General features: G+C 73.6%; 18 protein-coding genes. 9 read left to right on the top strand and 9 right to left on the bottom strand.

Translation table 11 applies throughout. The features are described 5' to 3' along the window. The first annotated feature begins 40 nt into the window (after nt 1-40). From ACFVS6_RS18715 to ACFVS6_RS18725, 3 genes are all read left to right on the top strand, one after another. A complete protein-coding gene (locus tag ACFVS6_RS18715) occupies nt 41-973 on the top strand; it encodes an ROK family protein (protein ID WP_389705165.1) in 933 nt (310 codons plus the stop codon). Further along, complete coding sequence (gene nagA / locus ACFVS6_RS18720) at nt 973-2124, top strand: N-acetylglucosamine-6-phosphate deacetylase (RefSeq protein ID WP_389705019.1); 1152 nt, start codon at nt 973-975, stop codon at nt 2122-2124. Before ACFVS6_RS18715 ends, nagA begins: the two co-directional genes overlap by 1 nt. A gap of 102 nt (nt 2125-2226) precedes the next feature. Further along, entirely contained in the window at nt 2227-3144 is a 918-nt protein-coding gene (locus tag ACFVS6_RS18725; RefSeq protein WP_389705020.1) for a 1-phosphofructokinase family hexose kinase, read from the top strand. Nucleotides 3145-3162: 18 nt separating this feature from the next. Here the strand turns inward: ACFVS6_RS18725 and ACFVS6_RS18730 are convergent, their stop codons facing one another. Both ACFVS6_RS18730 and cdgB read right to left on the bottom strand, forming a co-directional pair. Next, a complete protein-coding gene (locus ACFVS6_RS18730; protein ID WP_389705021.1) occupies nt 3163-4185 on the bottom strand; it encodes a CBM35 domain-containing protein in 1023 nt (340 codons plus the stop codon). Between the two features lie 68 nt (nt 4186-4253). Beyond that, nucleotides 4254-5966, bottom strand: a complete 1713-nt coding sequence (cdgB, locus tag ACFVS6_RS18735; RefSeq protein ID WP_389705023.1) for a diguanylate cyclase CdgB — start codon at nt 5964-5966, stop codon at nt 4254-4256. A gap of 302 nt (nt 5967-6268) precedes the next feature. Between cdgB and ACFVS6_RS18740 the strand changes: the two genes are divergently transcribed. Then, nucleotides 6269-6850, top strand: coding sequence for a flavin reductase family protein (locus ACFVS6_RS18740; RefSeq protein ID WP_389705025.1), 582 nt, complete (start codon nt 6269-6271; stop codon nt 6848-6850). Between the two features lie 75 nt (nt 6851-6925). Here ACFVS6_RS18740 and arfB read toward each other — a convergent pair whose 3' ends face one another. Then, a complete protein-coding gene (gene arfB / locus ACFVS6_RS18745) occupies nt 6926-7351 on the bottom strand; it encodes an alternative ribosome rescue aminoacyl-tRNA hydrolase ArfB (RefSeq protein ID WP_389705026.1) in 426 nt (141 codons plus the stop codon). Nucleotides 7352-7503: 152 nt separating this feature from the next. Between arfB and ACFVS6_RS18750 the strand changes: the two genes are divergently transcribed. Both ACFVS6_RS18750 and ACFVS6_RS18755 read left to right on the top strand, forming a co-directional pair. After that, the gene (locus ACFVS6_RS18750; protein WP_389705028.1) at nt 7504-8079 is read left to right on the top strand and encodes a TerD family protein; all 576 of its coding nucleotides are present in this window, start codon (nt 7504-7506) and stop codon (nt 8077-8079) included. 112 nt (nt 8080-8191) lie between these two features. After that, nucleotides 8192-8725 carry a GNAT family N-acetyltransferase gene (locus ACFVS6_RS18755; protein ID WP_389705030.1) on the top strand — a complete coding sequence of 178 codons (534 nt, stop codon included), beginning with the start codon at nt 8192-8194 and terminating at the stop codon, nt 8723-8725. A gap of 95 nt (nt 8726-8820) precedes the next feature. Here ACFVS6_RS18755 and ACFVS6_RS18760 read toward each other — a convergent pair whose 3' ends face one another. Together ACFVS6_RS18760 and ACFVS6_RS18765 are read right to left on the bottom strand one after the other, a co-directional pair. Next, nucleotides 8821-10245 carry a M1 family metallopeptidase gene (locus ACFVS6_RS18760; RefSeq protein WP_389705032.1) on the bottom strand — a complete coding sequence of 475 codons (1425 nt, stop codon included), beginning with the start codon at nt 10243-10245 and terminating at the stop codon, nt 8821-8823. A 48-nt stretch (nt 10246-10293) separates the two neighbouring features. Beyond that, nucleotides 10294-10854, bottom strand: a complete 561-nt coding sequence (locus ACFVS6_RS18765; protein WP_389705034.1) for a heme-binding protein — start codon at nt 10852-10854, stop codon at nt 10294-10296. 468 nt (nt 10855-11322) lie between these two features. On the opposite strand from ACFVS6_RS18765, the gene ACFVS6_RS18770 reads away from it, so the two are divergent. The 3 genes from ACFVS6_RS18770 (at nt 11323) to ACFVS6_RS18780 (ending at nt 13901) form a co-directional block, all read left to right on the top strand. Beyond that, a complete protein-coding gene (locus ACFVS6_RS18770) occupies nt 11323-12537 on the top strand; it encodes a sensor histidine kinase (protein ID WP_389705167.1) in 1215 nt (404 codons plus the stop codon). After that, nucleotides 12534-13157, top strand: coding sequence for a response regulator (locus ACFVS6_RS18775; protein ID WP_389705036.1), 624 nt, complete (start codon nt 12534-12536; stop codon nt 13155-13157). The genes ACFVS6_RS18770 and ACFVS6_RS18775 overlap by 4 nt, the downstream gene beginning before the upstream one ends. A 240-nt stretch (nt 13158-13397) precedes the next feature. Continuing rightward, entirely contained in the window at nt 13398-13901 is a 504-nt protein-coding gene (locus ACFVS6_RS18780; protein WP_281203617.1) for a hypothetical protein, read from the top strand. Between the two features lie 3 nt (nt 13902-13904). Here the strand turns inward: ACFVS6_RS18780 and ACFVS6_RS18785 are convergent, their stop codons facing one another. From ACFVS6_RS18785 to ACFVS6_RS18800, 4 genes are all read right to left on the bottom strand, one after another. Then, entirely contained in the window at nt 13905-14585 is a 681-nt protein-coding gene (locus ACFVS6_RS18785) for a pentapeptide repeat-containing protein (protein WP_389705038.1), read from the bottom strand. 319 nt (nt 14586-14904) lie between these two features. Beyond that, entirely contained in the window at nt 14905-15381 is a 477-nt protein-coding gene (locus ACFVS6_RS18790; protein ID WP_389705039.1) for a GNAT family N-acetyltransferase, read from the bottom strand. A gap of 101 nt (nt 15382-15482) precedes the next feature. Then, nucleotides 15483-16409 (bottom strand): aminoglycoside phosphotransferase family protein, encoded by a 927-nt coding sequence (locus ACFVS6_RS18795; RefSeq protein WP_389705040.1) that lies wholly within the window; start codon nt 16407-16409, stop codon nt 15483-15485. A 137-nt stretch (nt 16410-16546) separates the two neighbouring features. Next, a complete protein-coding gene (locus ACFVS6_RS18800) occupies nt 16547-17233 on the bottom strand; it encodes a DsbA family protein (RefSeq protein WP_389705042.1) in 687 nt (228 codons plus the stop codon). Between the last annotated feature and the right edge of the window lie 290 nt (nt 17234-17523).

The following is a 17523-nucleotide window of genomic DNA, read 5'->3' on the forward strand; positions in this document are numbered from 1 at the left end:
TTTGCCTGTCGAGCACGCGAGACTGTCACCTGTGAAACCCGTGAAACACGTCATCGCCCTCGATGTGGGCGGCACCGGGATGAAGGCCGCCCTCATCGCCGAGGACGGCACCCTGCTGCACGAGGCGCGCCGCGCCACGGGCCGCGAGCGGGGTCCCGAGGCCGTCGTCGAGACGATCCTGGACTTCGCGTCCGAGCTGCTGGTCCTGGGCCTGGAGCGGTTCGGGACGGCCGCCTCGGCCGCCGGCGTCGCCGTCCCCGGCATCGTCGACGCCGACCGGGGGATCGCCGTGTACGCGGCCAACCTGGGCTGGCGCGACGTACCGATGCGCGAGCTCCTCGGCGGACGCCTCGGCGGCATCCCGGTGGCCCTGGGCCACGACGTGCGCACGGGCGGCCTCGCCGAGGGGCGCATCGGCGCGGGCCACGGCGCCGACCGCTTCCTGTTCGTCCCCCTCGGCACCGGCATCGCCGGGGCCATCGGCATCGCCGGGGCCATCGAGGCGGGCGCGCACGGCTACGCGGGCGAGATCGGTCACATCGTGGTGCGGCCCGGCGGACCCGCCTGCGGCTGCGGCCAGCACGGCTGCCTGGAAACCCTGGCCTCCGCCTCCGCCGTCAGCCGCGCCTGGGCCGCCGCGTCCGGCGACCCCGACGCGGACGCGGCGGACTGCGCGAAGGCCGTCGAGTCCGGCGACGCGCGCGCCCGCGAGGTCTGGCTGTCCGCGATCGGCGCCCTCGCCGACGGGCTCGTCACCGCGATCACCCTGCTGGACCCGCGCACGCTGATCATCGGTGGCGGGCTGGCCGAGGCGGGGGAAACCTTGTTCAGACCGCTTCGGGCCGCCGTCGAGGAACGCGTGACGTTCCAGCGGCTGCCCGAGATCGTTCCGGCGGCCCTCGGGGACACCGCCGGATGCCTGGGCGCAGGGCTGCTCGCCTGGGACCTACTCGCCACGGAGGTACCTGCCTGATGTCCGGAAGCGCACACAGCACCGTTCTCTCCGGCGCCAGGGTGGTGCTGCCGACCGGCACCGTGGCGGGCGGCCGGGTCATCGTCGACGGCGACCGCATCGCGGGCAGCGCCGAGGAGGGCGCGCGGCACGTCGACCTGTCCGGGCACTGGATCGTCCCCGGCTTCGTGGACATGCACAACCACGGCGGCGGCGGGGCCTCCTTCACCTCCGGCACCGCCGAGGACGTGCTCAAGGGCGTGCGCACCCACCGCGAACACGGCACCACGACCCTCGTCGCGTCCACGGTCACCGGCGACCTCGACGAACTGGCCCGCCGCGCCGGGCTGCTGGCCGAGCTCACCCAGCAGGGCGAGATCGCGGGCATCCACTTCGAGGGGCCGTTCATCAACCCCTGCCGCAAGGGCGCGCACAAGGAGGAACTCCTGCGCGACCCCGACCCGGCCGAGGTCCGCAAGCTGATCGACGCCGCGCACGGCGCCGCCCGCATGTTCACCCTGGCGACCGAGCTGCCGGGCGGGCTGGACTCCGTACGGCTGCTGGCCGAGCACGGCGTCATCGCCGCGATCGGCCACACGGACTCCACGTACGACCAGACCCGGCAGGCCATCGACGCGGGCGCCACCGTCGCCACCCACCTGTACAACGCGATGCCCGGCCTGGAACACCGCGCTCCCGGCCCCATCGCCGCGCTGCTGGAGGACGAGCGGGTCACCGTCGAGCTGATCAACGACGGCACCCACCTGCACCCGGCGATGCTGGAACTGGCCTTCCACCACGCGGGCGCCCACCGCGTCGCACTCATCACCGACGCCATGGACGCGGCCGGCTTCGGCGACGGCACCTACCATCTCGGCCCGCTGGAGGTGGAGGTCAAGGACGGTGTCGCCCGGCTCGTGGAGGGCGGGTCCATCGCCGGCTCCACCCTCACCCTGGACACCGCGTTCAAGCGGTCGGTGACGCTGGACCGGCTCCCCGTCGAATCCGTCGTCCAGGCGATCTCCGCCAACCCCGCCAAGCTGCTCGGCCTGTACGACCAGGTCGGTTCGCTGGACCCTGGCAAGTACGCCGACCTCGTCGTCCTGGACGCCGAGTTCGACGTCAAGGGCGTCATGCGGCGCGGCGAATGGATCGTCGGCCCGCCCGCCTGAAAGGCGTTCCGGCCGTACGGACGGAGGCCCTCGGCCCGTGGGACTGGGCTGACCGGCCTCCGTTTGGCATGATCCCGGCACACACCGAAACCGGGACTGGTCATGATCCTCACCGTGACGCTCAACACCGCGCTCGACATCACCCACCGGGTGGCGAGGCTGCGTCCGCACACCGCCCACCGGGTCACCGTCGTCGCCGAACGCCCGGGCGGCAAAGGCCTGAACGTGGCCCGGGTGCTCGCCGCCCTCGGCCACGAGGTCACGGCGACGGGCTTCGCGGGCGGCCCGGCCGGCGCGGTCGTCCGCGAACTGCTGGCCGCCTCGCCCGGAGTGGTCGACGCCCTGCTCCCCTGCGCGGGCGGCACCCGCCGCACCCTGGCCGTCGTCGACGAAACCACCGGCGACACCACGCAGTTCAACGAACCCGGACCGCAGATCACCGCCGGCGAGTGGGCCGCGTTCCTCGCGCACTACACCGAACTCGTCGCCGGGGCGCGGGCGGTGGCCCTGTGCGGCAGCCTGCCGCCGGGCGTGCCGGTCGGCGCGTACGCGCTCCTCGTACGGGCGGCCCGCGCGGCCGGCGTCCCCGTGCTCCTGGACACCAGCGGTGAGGCACTGCGCCGGGGGATCGCCGCCCGGCCCGAGATGATCAAGCCGAACGCCGCCGAGCTCGCCGAGCTGACGGGCTCCCGCGACCCGCTCCCCGCCACCCGCGACGCCCGCCGCCGGGGCGCCCACGCGGTGATCACCTCGCTCGGCCCGGCCGGTCTGCTCGCCGCCACCGCGCACGGCACCTGGCGGGCCACCCCGCCCCGCCCCCTGCTCGGAAACCCGACGGGCGCGGGCGACTCCGCCGTCGCCGGGCTGCTGTCCGCCCTGACCGAAGGCCTCGACTGGCCGGCCCGCCTCACCCGCGCGGTGGCCCTCTCGGCGGCGACGGTCCACGCCCCGACGGCGGGCGAATACGACCCCCGCACCTACGAGGAGGTACGGGGGTCGGTGCGGGTCACGGCCGACTGACGGCGGCGGTCCGGTGGATCAGCCCTGTTCGAGCCAGAGCTGGTCGATGTTGACGTTGCACTTGTTGCCGGCCTCGCACGACAGCTTGATCGTGTTCGTGCCCTTGTTCAGGTTGACCTGACCCCAGGTGGTCTGCCACCCCTTCTCCCAGTCGCCCTTCGGCGAGTTGGCGAAGTTCCGCATGTTCAGCGGCGTGGTGTTGGCCTTGCCGTTCACGGTCAGGGTGGCGTTGGCGTCCTCACCCGGGATGCCGAAGCGCACGTAGTAGCGGTAGACGCCGCCCTTGGGCAGCTCCAGGGTCCAGGTCAGCGCGGCGCCGGGCTGGTTGAAGTTGCCGACGTACTGACCGCCGCTGCTCTTGGAACCCGGAACCGTGGTCTGGAGGACCGCGCCACCGGTGAGCGCCATGCCGGCGCCCGCCGCCTCGCCCTTCGGCAGCGGGACCGCCGGGCTCTGCGACGGCGCGCTCGGCTTGGGCGAGTCGGACACCTCGGGCTGCGGGGCCGCCGACTGGCCCGGGTCCGGGTTCGCCTGGTCCTTCTTCTCGTCGTCCTTGCCGAAGGCCACCGCCGCGCCGATGCCGATCGCGACCGCGGCGACGACCGCCACCGCCGCGATGAGCAGGCCCTTGCGGCTGGAACCGCCGCCGTTGCCACGACCGCCGCCACCGCCCGGGGGCTGGATCGTCTGGGTCCGGTCCTGCGGGGACGGCTGCTGCGGAACGCCGTAGCCGCCGGCCTGGAGCGCCTCCGGAGCCTGGTACTGGGCCTGGTAGGACTGCGGCTGGGCGGGGACGGGGCCGCGCTGGCCGCCGTAGGTCCGCTCGCCGACCGTACGCACCTGGTTGTACGAGGTGCGGGGGACGCCGGGCTGCACACCGGGCTGACCGCCGCCCGCGGGACCGGGGTAGCCGTACCCACCACCCGAACCGGGCGGGGTGGCTCCGGCGGCCTGGCCGTCCGCGTAGAGGTAGCCGAACGGATCGTCGTCCTCGGGCTGGTTCGCCCCACCGTGCGGGCCGTTGTTCGCGGGCGTCGTCATCGCAGGTCACTCCTTTCGACCCACGGGAGCCTACCCCGAACACGTGCACCCACGGGCGGTCGATCCACTCAGCCGGCCCTGCGGTGCGCCTTGGAGCGGGACCGCTTCTCGATGTACATCCGCTGGTCGGCGGAGCGCAGCACCTCGTCCGCGGACATCCCGCAGCTGGCCCAGCCGATCCCGAAACTCGCCCCCACGCGCACCGCGCGCCCGTCCACCCGGATCGGCGGGATGATCGCGTTGCGCAACCGAACGGCGAGGTCGGCGGCGTCGGCGGCGCCGAGCCCGTCGGCGAGGACGACGAATTCGTCACCACCCAGCCGGGCGACGGTGTCACCGTCCCTGACGCCGGTCGTCAGCCGCCGCGCCACCTCGATCAGGACGGCGTCACCGGTGTGGTGCCCGAACCGGTCGTTGATCGACTTGAAGCCGTCGAGGTCGCAGAACAGCACCGCGAGCCCCTTCGTCCCGTCGTCGACGTCCGTGGCGGGGGCGACGGTGTGCACGTGGTGGTCGTACGGGCCCTCCGCGTGCGCGGGGGCCGCGCCGGGGAATTCGGGGAAGTCCGGGAAGTCGACGGGGGCGCCGCCCGGGTACCCGTGGGGGGCGTCGGGCTGAAAGCCGTGCTCGACGGCACCACCCGCCTCGGGCCGTGTCTCGAAGGCCGCGTCGAGCGCTTCGACGGCCGTGGCCAGCACCGATTGCGGCCGTCGGCACAACCGGGCGCCGAGCCGGGAACGCAGCTCGGCGCTGTTGGGCAGGCCGGTCAGGGAGTCGTGGCTGGCCCGGTGCGCGAGCTGGAGCTCGTGCCGCTTGCGCTCCTCGATGTCCTCGACGTGGGTGAGGAGGAAGCGGGGCCCGTCGGCGGCGTCCGCGACGACGGAGTTGCGCAGCGAGACCCATACGTACGTGCCGTCGCGACGCCCGAGGCGGAGCTCGGCGCGGCCGCCCTCGGCCGAGGTCCGCAGCAGGGTCCCGATGTCCTCGGGGTGGACGAGGTCGGAGAAGGAGTAGCGGCGCAGGACGGAGGCGGGCCGACCGAGCAGCCGACAGAGCGCGTCGTTGGTGCGGAGCAGCCGGCCGTGCTGGTCCCCGCCCATTTCGGCGATGGCCATGCCGCTGGGCGCGTACTCGAAGGCCTGGCGGAAGGACTCCTCGCTGGCGCGCAGCGCCTGCTGCTCCCGTTCCAGCCGGACGAGGGCCCGCTGCATGTTGGCGCGCAGCCTCGCGTTGCTGATCGCAATGGCCGCTTGGAAGGCGTACATCTGGAGCGCTTCGCGGCCCCACGCGCCGGGTCGGCGGCCGTTGCGGGGCCTGTCGACCGAGATGACACCGAGGAGTTCCCCGCCGGTCGCGTACATGGGGGCGTAGAGCCGGTCCTCGGGATGCCATTCGTCCTCGAACCGCGGGTCGGGGCCGTCGGTGTGCCACTGGGGGACGTCGTCCTCCAGCAGGACCCAGCCCTCGGTGTGCGGGATGAAGCGGAGGCCGTCCCAGTCCTCGCCCATGGTCAGCCGACGGTCCCAGGAGGGGCGGGAGCCGACGCGGCCGGTGATCAGGGCTTCCGCGGCGGGGTCCCCCGCGAAGGCGGCGACGACCAGATCTCCGTCAGGGCGTACGAGGTTGACACAGGCGAGCTCGTAGCCGAGGCCCACGACGATGCCGTCCACGACGGTCTGCAGGGTGTCCGCGAGGCTCCGGGCCGTATTGAGCTCGGCCACCACCTGGTGCAGCTGCCGCAGGGTCGCAAGACGGACGTACGGCTCCGACTCGGTCTCCATTGCTCGCTCTCCCCGAGACCTCGACAGCAACTCCATGTTTGTCATCGGCGTTTCGTTGCGGTGTCCCGTCCACTGAATCACAGTGAGCTGTGCGGCAGGTACACAGGGTCAACAAATCTTGCACTCTGTGACTCAAGTCACATGAGATGAACAACAGACCGGATTGGAGGCTTTGTTGAGTGGGAGCGCTCCCTGTCCTTCCCCGGAGCAAACGATACGCCCGGCCTAGGCCGGGAGGCGGGGACGCGGCTCGGACCAGCGCCCGATGTGCGTCGCACGGCAGCGGGACTAGCGTTCCCCACGTGCCGAAAACGAGCCCGAGCCCCGTACCCCTGACCGCGCCGGAAGGCTGCACCCCTCATCCTGAGGGGGTGAGCAACGACGAGTTCCGGGCGGCGATGTCCCGGCTGGCGGCGGGCGTGTGCCTGATCACCGCGCACGAACCGGCCCTGACGGCGGACGGACCGCGCGGGGAGGACGTCGGCATGACCGCGACGGCCTTCATGTCCGTGTCCCTGGACCCGCCGCTGGTCCTGGTGAGCCTGCGCGAGGGTTCGCGGATGGACGACCTGCTGGCCGAGCAGCCGCTGTGGGCCGTGTCCGTCCTCGCGGACTCCCAGCTCCGGATCGCGGGCCTGTTCGCGATGAAGGGCCGGATCAGCGACCGGCTGCTGTTCGAGGGCGTGCCGTGGGTGCGGGGCGAGGTCTCCGGCTCCCCGCTGCTGACCGGCGCGCTCGCCACGCTGGAGTGCCGGACGGAGTCCCGCGTCGAGGCGGGCGACCACACCCTGGTCATCGGCCGCGTCCTGACCGCCGCGCTGCCGTCCCCCGACGCGCCGCCCCTGACGTACTTCCGGGGCCGCTACCGGCACCTCGCGCCGTAGCGGACGACGGCACCCCGCACCCGGCGGGGCCACCGGCGGGGCTGCCTGCGGAGCTGCCTGCGGGGCGTTCCGCTCCTACCAGTCCCGGCCGGTGCGGCCGCGCTTCGTCTCGCCGCGGGCCTTCTTCTCCCGCAGCCGCCGCTCGTTGATGCCGCGCGGGATCCTCGTCGCCCGGCGGGCCTTCGGCGGCGGGGCCGTGGCCTCCGCCAGCAGCGAGGCCAGCCTGACCAGCGCCATCTCCCGGTTGCGCAGCTGCGAGCGGTGCTCGGAGGCCCGTACGGTCACCACGCCGTCGACCAGGCGGGACGCGAGCCGCTCCAGCGCCCGCTCCTTCCACACGTCCGGCAGGGCCTTGGTGGCGGCCACGTCGAACAGCAGCTCCACCCGGGTGTCGGAGGTGTTCACGTGCTGCCCGCCCGGCCCGGAGGAACGCGAGAACCGCCAGGCGAGCTCCGCCTCGGGGAGCACGACCGAACCGCGGATGACATAGGGACCAGGCATGCCCCCTATGATCCGTGCCCGCGGCCGGTCCGTCACTCATATTTCACGGAGGGACTCGCGCGGGAACCCCGCGGGTACCCGGGCGCGTTAGAGAAGTCAGCGGTACTTTGACCGCCTGTACGTGCATGCTGGATGAGGAAAGGGACAATCCCATGGCTGTCAGCCTGTCCAAGGGCGGCAACGTCTCGCTCTCGAAGGAGGCCCCCGGCCTCGCTGCCGTCACGGTCGGCCTCGGCTGGGACACCCGCACCACCACGGGTGTGGACTTCGACCTCGACGCGTCGGCCATCGCGGTGAACGCGACGGGCAAGGTCGTCTCCGACGGCCACTTCGTCTTCTTCAACAACAAGTCCACCCCGGACCAGACCATCGTCCACACCGGCGACAACCGCACCGGCGAGGGCGCGGGCGACGACGAGGCCATCAACGTCAACCTCGCGGGCCTCCCCGCCGACGTCGACAAGATCGTCTTCCCGGTCTCCATCTACGACGCCGAGTCCCGCAGCCAGAACTTCGGCCAGGTCCGCAACGCGTACATCCGCGTCGTGAACCAGGCCGGCGGCACCGAGATCGCGCGCTACGACCTCTCCGAGGACGCGGCCACCGAGACCGCCATGGTCTTCGGCGAGCTCTACCGCAACGGCGCCGAGTGGAAGTTCCGCGCGGTCGGCCAGGGTTACGCCTCCGGCCTCACCGGCATCGCCCAGGACTTCGGCGTCAACGTCTGACGATCGGCGTCCTGAGCGGACCGCCGGCCGACCGGACTCCGGTCATCGGCATAGCCGCTGGTGAAGCCCCCTCCCCACCGTCCGGGGCGGGGGCTTCGCTACCGTTCCACAGGTGATCCTCCAACCGCTCGTCCCCGTGGACGGCGCCCTGCCGGGGCCGGTCCTCACCGAAATCGCCACGCTCTACGCGACGAACCACGCGTTCTTCGAAATCAGCGGCGACTTTCCCGACCCCGCCCGCATCACCGTCGAGCAGGTCGCGGCCTCCCTCGCCGACGAACTCGCGCACGACGGCGCCGAAGTGCTGCTGGCCCGCTCCGTCGGCCGGCTCGTCGGCCTGGCCGTGACCCTCGACCGGCACCCCGATCCGGCGTCCGAGGACCCGGACCCGTGGATCGGTCTGCTGCTCATCGACTCCACCGCGCACCGCGAGGGCCACGGCCGTTCCGTGGCCACCGCCGTCGAGGACCGTTTCCGCGCCGCGGGACGGACCGGCGTACGGCTCGCCGTCCTCGAAGCGAACACCAGGGCGCTCGCCTTCTGGCAGGCCCAGGGCTACACGGTCCTGCGCCACGCCAAGGACCGCGAACTGGGCCGCCCCTGCACGGTGATGCGCAAGTCACTGACACCGGACGCGGGGGCCTGACCGGCGGCCGGCCGGCTCGGCGGGCGGACGGCGCAAGGGTCGACCGGCTCGGGGGTCGGCCGGCTCGGGGGTCGGCGGGGACCGCCGGGGTCGCGTTACGGAGCCTCGGGGCGGTCCTCGCCGTACAGCCACACGTCCCAGACCTTCTTCAGGTCGTGGCCCGTGCTGCGCTGCGCGTACGCCGTGAAGTCCGCGGTGCTCGCGTTCCCGTACCTGTGGTCGGCGGCCCAACCGCGCAGCAGGGCGAAGAACTTCTCGTCGCCGACCTCCTGCCGGATCCGGTGCAGCACCATCGCGCCCCGCACGTACACCGGATCGCCCGAGATGTGCTCCGGTCCGGGCGGCGCCGCCGGGGGGAAGGAGTCCCACTCCGAGTCGGCGGCCCCGTCGACGGAGGTGTCACCGTCGAGGATCGCCTCGAAGCGGCGCTGCGCGGTCGGGCCGCCGTGTTCCTCGGCCCACAGCCACTCGGCGTACGTGGCGAAGCCCTCGTTCAGCCACATGTCCTTCCAGGACTTCGGCGACACCGAGTTGCCGAACCACTGGTGGGCCACCTCGTGGAGGATGAGGTTCTCGTCGGGCGCCCCGGGATAGACCGGCTTGGTCTGCGTCTCCAACGCGTACCCGAGGGTGCCGCCCGGCAGCACGATCGTGCCGACGGTGGCGAAGGGGTACGGGCCGAACTTGGCGCTGCCCCACTCCACGATCTCCGGCAGCCGAGCCAGCGCGGGCGCGCTCTTCTGCGCCTCCTCGGGGGTCACCGCGTTGTAGACGGGGATGCCCGAAGGGGTCCGGCCGGTCGTGACGTCGAACTTCCCGATGGCGGCGGTCGCCAGGTAACTGGCCATCGGCTCGGCGCTGTGCCAGGCGAACTCCGTCCGCCCGCCCGCCACGTCCGTACGCGAACGCAACGCGCCGTTGGACACCGCCTCGTAACCCTTCGGGACGGTCAGGGTGATGTCATAGGTCGCCTTGTCGCCGGGGTGGTGGTTCCCCGGGAACCAGCCCATCGACCCGATCGGCTCCCCGACGCCGACCGCCCCGTCGGCCGTCGCGATCCAGCCCTCCTCGGAGCCGTCGGGATCCACCACGGGCTTCGGCCGGCCCGAGTAGTCGATCTCCGTGCGGAAGACCTCGCCCTTCTTCAGGTCCTTCGCGGGCCGCACCGTCAGCTCGGTGCCCGTCCGGTTGTAGCGGGCCCCGGTGCCCTGCACGTCCACGCCCTCGACCTTCAGGCCGCTGAAGTCGAGGTTGAAGGAGCTCAGGCCCTGCTCGGCGCGGGCGGTGATGACGGCCGTGCCGTGCAGGTGGCCGTCGGCGGGGTCGTAGGCGAGGTCGAGGTCGTAGTGCTCGACCTGGTACCCGCCGTTGCCCGCCCGCGGGAAGTACGGATCGCGGACCCCGGACGCGCCGGGCCGCCCCTGCACCGTGGAGCCCGTACATCCCGTGGCCAGGACGGCGACGGACAGGACGGCTGCGACGGTGGGGGCGGCGAGGCGGGTGAGCCGGGGGTGTTCCACGGACTCGATCCTAAGCGCGGGCGCGGGGGCCCGGCCGGGAGCCGTGGACTACTTGTCCAGGGCGTCGACACCGGCCTTGGCGAACTTCTCGTCCAGGTCACCGCTCGGGGCGCCGGCCACACCGACGCCGGCGACCGGGGCGCCCTTGAACTGGACCGGGGTGCCGCCGCCGAGGAACAGGGTGCCCGGGATGTCCTTCAGGTTCGGGGTCTGCGCGAGGCGGCCCGCGAGGACGGAGGTCGGGGCGTTCCAGGACACGGCGGTGTAGGCCTTGCGCTGCGCCGACTCGTAGGACTGCGGGCCCGCGCCGTCGCCGCGCAGGGTGACGATGGTGTTGCCGTTGCGGTCGACCACCGCGACCGTCACCTTCTGGTTCTCCTTCGCGGCGGCCTGCAGCGCGGCCTGGGCGGCGCGGGACGCGGCCTCGACGGTCAGGTGCGTCGAGGTGGTGAAGTTCTTGTCGTCGCCCTTCTTCGCGGCGGGCGCGGCGGCCTCGGCGGCGGCGGGGGCGGAGGCGGGGGTGGCGCTCGCGCTGACGGCACCGAACGTCCCGGCGCCGAGGGCGAGGGCGAGGGCGGTACCGGTGAGGACGCGGGTGCGGGTGTTCATGTCTGCTCCTGGTGGTGGGAGGGGCGGGCGCCGGCTGGCTCGTTCTCCGCTGCTCCAAGACTCGGCCCGGAACCGCCCCCACCCCGTCGCCGTACCGGCTCCCAACGGCCACCGCACCGGCTGACCCGGGGGTCAACCGATCGGCCGATGCGCCACCCCCCTCACCCCGGTTCTCCTGATCGGTATCTCGTACCCGGCACCACCCGAGCCCGCCCGCCCGACCGGCACCGTCCGAGCACCCCCGCCCGAGCGACTCGACGCCCTCCCCTTCCGGGGGACCCGGGGCACGGGCCGCACGCGGGCCGCCGCCCCGCCGGGGCGAGCGCACCCCGTCCTCCGCCCGGCCAGGGCAGAGGCAAGATGGATACCACCCCCAGCCCCAGGAGCCCCGCCGTGAGCCACATCCCGCGGCCGCACCCCGCCGCCGGTGCCGGTGCCGATCCCGACACCCGCACCCTGGCCACCGTCATGCACGCGGCGTTCTTCCTGCTCCTCGGCGCGTCGGTGGCCCGTTTCCTCCTGCGCCACCCCGGCGAGCCCCGCACCCCCTGGGTCCTCGCCCTCAGCATCGCGCTGTCCCTGCTGTACGTACTCGGCCCCGTCGTCGGAGCCACCCGCGCGCCCGGCCCCCTCGACCCCGACACCGGGACCCGCACCGGCACCGGCACCCGCACCCGCACCCGCGGGCCCGGATCCGCGCCGCGGGCCACCGGCCCCACCGTGCGCCGACGGATCTGGCTCGGCCTGGTGGTCGCGACCTGGGTGGTGCTGGTCGTCCTCGCGCCGAGCTTCGCCTGGTGCGCCGTACCGCTGTTCTTCACCGCCCTGCGCACCCTCCCCCCGCGCGCCGCGATCGTCCTGGTGGCCCTGCTCACGGTGTTCGTCGTCGCCGCGCAGGTGCGGCTGTCCACCGCCTTCGACCCGAACCTGTTCCTCGCCCCGCCCGCCGTCGCCGCGCTCGCCACCGCGGTCTTCGTCCACATGGAGCGCCAGACGCAGGCCCAGCGCGCGCTCATCGACGACCTGATCCGGACCCGCCGGGAGCTGGCCGCCACCGAACGCCGCGAGGGCACCCTCGCCGAGCGGCAGCGGCTGTCCATGGAGATCCACGACACCCTCGCGCAGCACCTGTCCAGCCAGCAGATGCTGCTCCAGGCCGCCGACCGCACCTGGGAGAGCGACCCGGTCACCGCCCGCGCGCACGTCCGTACCGCCACCGGCATCGCCGCGCGCGGCCTGGCCGAGGCACGTCGCCTCGTGCACGACCTGGCCCCGCCCGAGCTGGAGAACGGCGCCGGCCTCGCCGACGCCCTGCGCGCCCTGGACGCCGGCCCGGACATCGCGGTCCGCTTCCACCTGGAGGGCACCGCGGCGCCGCTCCCGGACCGCGCCGAATCGGCGCTCCTGCGCATCGCCCAGGGCGCCCTGTCCAACATCCGCGAGCACTCCGGCGCGCGTACGGCGGCCCTCACCCTGAGCTTCCTCGGCGACCAGGTCGTCCTGGACATCGCCGACGACGGCGACGGTTTCACGGAGCCCCGCAGCGCCGGCCCCGACCGCGGCCACGGCCTCCCGGCGATCCGCGCCCGGGTGCGCCAGCTCGGCGGGACCCTCACCATCGAATCGACCCCCGGCGAGGGCACCGTTCTCTCGGCCTCGATCCCCCTGGAGCCCACAGGATGACGACGATCCTCCTCTGCGACGACCACGTCGTGGTCCGCGCCGGCCTGCTCGCCCTGCTGGGCAGCGAGCCGGACATCGAGGTGCTCGGCGAAGCCGGCAGTGGCGAGGAGGCGGTGGCGCTGGCGGCGAAACTCCGCCCGGACGTCGTCCTGATGGACCTCCAGCTGGGCGAGGGCATCGACGGCGTCGAAGCCACGCGCCGCATCACGGCCCTGCCCGACCCCCCGCACGTCCTGGTCCTCACCACCTACGACACGGACGCCGACATCACCCGGGCCATCGGCGCGGGCGCCACCGGCTACCTCCTGAAGGCGGAACGGCCCGAGGAGCTCTTCGCCGCCATCCACTCGGCGGCGGCGGGCCGTACGACGCTCTCCGCGCCGGTCGCGAGCCGCGTGATGGCGCACATGCGCGGCTCCCGCCCCACCCTGACCGACCGGGAACTGGACATCCTGGGCCAGCTGGCCCGCGGCCTCGGCAACCGCGACATCGCGCGCGCCCTGTTCATCAGCGAGGCCACCGTCAAGACCCACCTGGGCCGCATCTACGACAAGCTCGGCGTCGACACCCGCGCGGGCGCCGTGGCGGTGGCCAAGGAACAACGCCTCCTCCCGTCCTGAAACGGGGCGGGGACGCCCACGCCCCCGGGCCCCGGGCCCGGGCCTTGCCCGCCCGCCCTGCCCGCTCGTCCCGGCCCCGGGCCTGCCCCCTCGCGCCGCCCCGACCCGACCCACCCCGGCCACTTGCCCTCGCCGCCCCGGCCCCGGGGTGGCCCGGGTCACCGGCGCCCGGGCGGCCGTCAACGTCCGCCGACGCCGCCCGGGCGCAGGGGGAGCGCCGGCCGTGACACCATCGGGTACGTGCTCGACATCGGCTACTCCCTCTCCCGGCGCTTCCCGGACCCCCCGCAGACCGACTACCGGTCGGCGGACATCCGTACCCTGCGCCACGACCTCTTCTGCGGTGACGTCTACCTCGCCGACACCGACAAGGACCGGGAAGTATCCACAGCCTGGGGATGGGTCCCCGTCCTGGACTTCGCCTGGGCGCTCTGCGACATCGTCGAGAAGCTCGACGAGGACCCGCGCGGCAGCCGCTCCGCGAACCGCCAGTACGCGGAGCTCGACTTCACCGAGTCCGCCGACCGGATGCTCTTCGAGCGCCGCTTCGGCTGGGTCGACATCGAAGCCGACTGGATGGCACCCGAGGAGGACCCGATCACGTTCAGCCACCGCCTGCTGCGCCGCGAGGCCCGCGACTTCCTGCACGACCTGATCGCCGACCTCGTCGACATGCACGACGGCCTCGCCGACAACCCGGTCATCTGGACCCTCCAGGCCCGCTTCCCCCGCGTCCCGGCATAGGGCCTACCCCACCACCCGCAGCCCCAGCTGCGCCGCCAGTGCCGGGGCGAGGTCGAGCAGCTGCGCGGGGCTGATGACCGCCCCGGCCAGGGCGTCCACCCCGCGCGCGATGCCCAGTTCGGCGGCGTCCCGCAGGTCCACGTCCTTCATCCGGACCCCGCTGAAGTCGGCCCCGCGGAGCGTGCAGTCACGGAACCCGACCCGTTCCAGGACCGCACCCCCGAAGTCCGGTTCGACGAGCACGCAGCTCTCGAACACCACGTCCTTGAGCCGCGCCTTCCGCAGGTTCAGGTAGTCGATCTTCCCGCCCCGGACGAGGACCCGTTCCAGCACCGCCCCGTGCAGCTGCACCCCGCCCAGCCGGGCGTCCAGCAGTTCCACGTCCCGCAACGAGGCCTCCGACAGGTCGGTGCCCACGCCCCGGACGCCGTCCAGCACCGCGTCCATGAACCGTGCCTTCGCCAGCCCGGCCTCGTCGAGCGCGCACCGCCGCAGCGCGCAGTCCATGAACCGCGCGCCGAACCCCTCCTGGCCCGCCAGGTCGAGGTCGGCGAACTCCAACCCGTCGTAGTCCCCGTCCGGCTCCAACGGACCGCCGTCCCACGCCGTCAGCCCGGGCAGCCTCACCTCCGGCCGCCGCGCCACCTTCACCGTCCCGTGCTGCTGCCCACCACTGCGTGCCATCCCCCCATCCTGACCCACCCCACCGACACCCGCCCGAACCACCCGAGCCCACCCCCGGCTCCCCGGAGCACCCGTTCACCCCGCCCCGCAGCCCCGTCCCGCCGCTCGGCACAGGGCGGGGCCAGGGGGACGTGAACACGCATGCCGAGGAGCTTCCCCCGTCGCCCGCTCCCGCTGGACCGATCAGGGCGGCCCGGGTTCGAGCGGTTCGGCCGTGCCGAGCACCCCACGGCACGCCCCGGGCCCGGCGCCCGCACTCGCGGCGGCACCGGGTCCCGCCCGGCGCCGCCGTCCCCTGGGCCGGGCGCCCGACCGGCGGCTACTTCGCCGCGCCCAGCGCGCGGAGCGCGTCGTCCGTCAGCCGGTACACCGACCACTCGTCCTGCGGGCGCGCGCCCAGGGACTCGTAGAACGCGATCGTCGGCGCGTTCCACTTCAACACCGACCACTCCAGCCGCGCGTACCCGCGCTCCACGCACGTCCGCGCCAGCTCCGCGAGCAGCGCCTTGCCGTGGCCGCCGCCGCGCGCGGAGGGGCGTACGTACAGGTCCTCCAGGTAGATGCCGTGGACCCCGCGCCACGTCGAGAAGCTCAGGAACCACACGGCGAAGCCGACGGGCTCCCCGTCCTCCCCCTCCGCGATGTGCGCGAACGCCGCCGGACGCTCCCCGAAGAGCGCCTCGCGCAACTGCTCCTCCGACGCACGCGCCTCGTGCGGCACCTTCTCGTACTCGGCGAGCTCGCGGATCATGCTGCGGATGACGGGAACATCGGCGACTTCGGCATCACGGATCATGCGGTCACCCTAGGGCGACCGCCGCGACGCATGCCCGTCAGGCCGGCGCGCACGGCGGCGGCCCGCACACCCGTCGGCGCCCTCCCGCCGCCCTCCACCCCTCACCCCTCCCCGCGGCCCAGCAGCGAACGCGCCACCAGCACCTCCCGCTCCGGGAGTTCGTCCTCCCCGTCCTCCACCTCCCAGAGGCAGTTCTGCAGCACCCGCCCCAACGTCCAGGCACGCGCCCGCTCGCGGTCGAGTCCGATGACCTCCGTCAGCAGGTCGAAGCGCCACCGCACCTCCTCCGCGCGGAAGTTGTTCACGATCGACGGCAGCAGCTCGAAGCCGGGATCCCCCGCCAGCGGCTTCGGATCGATCGCCAGCCACGGTTCGCGGCCGCCCGTACCGCCCGCGCCGCCCCTACCGCCGGCCAGGACGTTGTCGAAGTGCAGGTCCCAGTGCAGCAGCCGGTCACCCGGCTCGGCCGCCACCTCCGCGACCGCGGCCGCGCAGTCCGACAGCAGCCGCCGTTCGAGCGGATCGGCCAGCAGGGCCGCCGCCCCTGGCGCCCCGTCCAGCATCCGCGCCACGATCCCGTCCAGGCCGCGCAGCCCCTCGGGAGCCGGTACGGACGTCAGCCGTCCCAGGAGTTCCCCGATCACCCCCACCGCCGCCCGGGAGTCCCGCTCGGCGAGCTCCGACAGGTGCCGGCCCTCGTCCAGGCGCTCCAACAACAGCGTCCCCGTGGGCACGTCGTGCTCCCACAGCTCCACGCAGCCCCGTCCGGCCCACGTCCGCAGCGCGAGGGGCTCCCCCTCGCTCTCCTCGTCCGGCACCAGCAGCTTCAGCGCCGCCGGGGTGCCGTCCGCCCGCTCCACCGGGAGCACCAGCGCCGTCGCCCCGTACATCCCGGGCCCGGTGCGGCGCAGCTCCCACCGCTCCAGGAACCCGGCCGCCCGCGCCGGCAGCCCCTCGACGAACTCCCGCCCCGCCACGCCGTTCTCGCGCAGCCGGGCCGCCACGAACCCCTCCGGAATCTCCACCATGCGCCGACCCTAAGGCGCACCGTCGACCTCCGGCCCGACCGGCGACGCGCCTCGGGTTCGGCGTGGCACCACCCGCCCCGCGCAACGATCCACCGCCCCGTCGACGTCACCGCCGAACGCCCGCCCCGCGCCACGGCTCACGTCCCGATGCCGGCCGCCCCCAGCGTCCGCGCGAAGGCGGCCGCGTCGAACATCGACCCGTCCTTCGTACCGACCGGCTTCCCGTCCACCAGCACCGCCGGCGTCCCCTGCATGCCCGTCGCCTCGAAGGCCTTCTCCGCCTCGCCGACCCACCCCGCGTACGAGCCCTGCTCCACCGCCCGGTCGAAGTCCGGCCCGCGCAGCCCCGGCACCCGGTCCGCGATGCGCAGCAGCAGTTCGTCGGTGAACGCCCCCTTCGGTTGGCTCGCGAAGACCGCCGCCTCGTACTCGGCGAACTTCCCCGCGTCCACCGAGGCCCGCAACGCGTTCACCGCCTTGACCGAGCCGCTCGCCCCGTCCCGGTCGAGGAAGGAGGCCAGCAGGTACTCGATCCGCACCTTGCCCTCGTCCGCCAGCCCCAGCAGCGTCTCGCCGCCGGCCGCCTCGAACTTCGCGCAGTACCCGCACCGCGGATCCACCAGTACCTGTACGGTGCGCGGCGCGTCCGCCCTGCCCACGACCACCTTCGCCCCGTCGACCGCAGCGGGCAGCTTCGCGAGCCGCTCCGCGATCGGGCTGGTCCGTACGACACCGGTGGCAGCGGCCCCGTCGCCGCCGGAACCGCCCCCGCCGCAGCCGGCCACCGCCGTACCCAGCAGGACCGCGGCGGCAACGGCCGCCACGAACCGTCCCGCTCGCCCTGCACCACGTATGCCCACGCCCGAACCCTCTCCACTCCGAAGCCCCGCACCGACAGGCACCCGCCGGACACCCACGAGGCACACCGATCACCGGCACACCGATCACCGGATCACCGGACCACCCATCGCACCGAGGCCACAAACGCCGCCAAAGTCCACAAACCCCCCACCGCACCCTACGACCCCCGCCACCCCACCCGCATGGGTCATTCGGCCCGGAAACACGTCCCGAACCACGACATCCGGCCCCTGGACACCCCACCGGCACCCCG

Origin of the sequence: Streptomyces sp. NPDC057939, from assembly GCF_042887545.1 — a bacterium.
Taxonomy (GTDB): Bacteria; Actinomycetota; Actinomycetes; order Streptomycetales; family Streptomycetaceae; genus Streptomyces.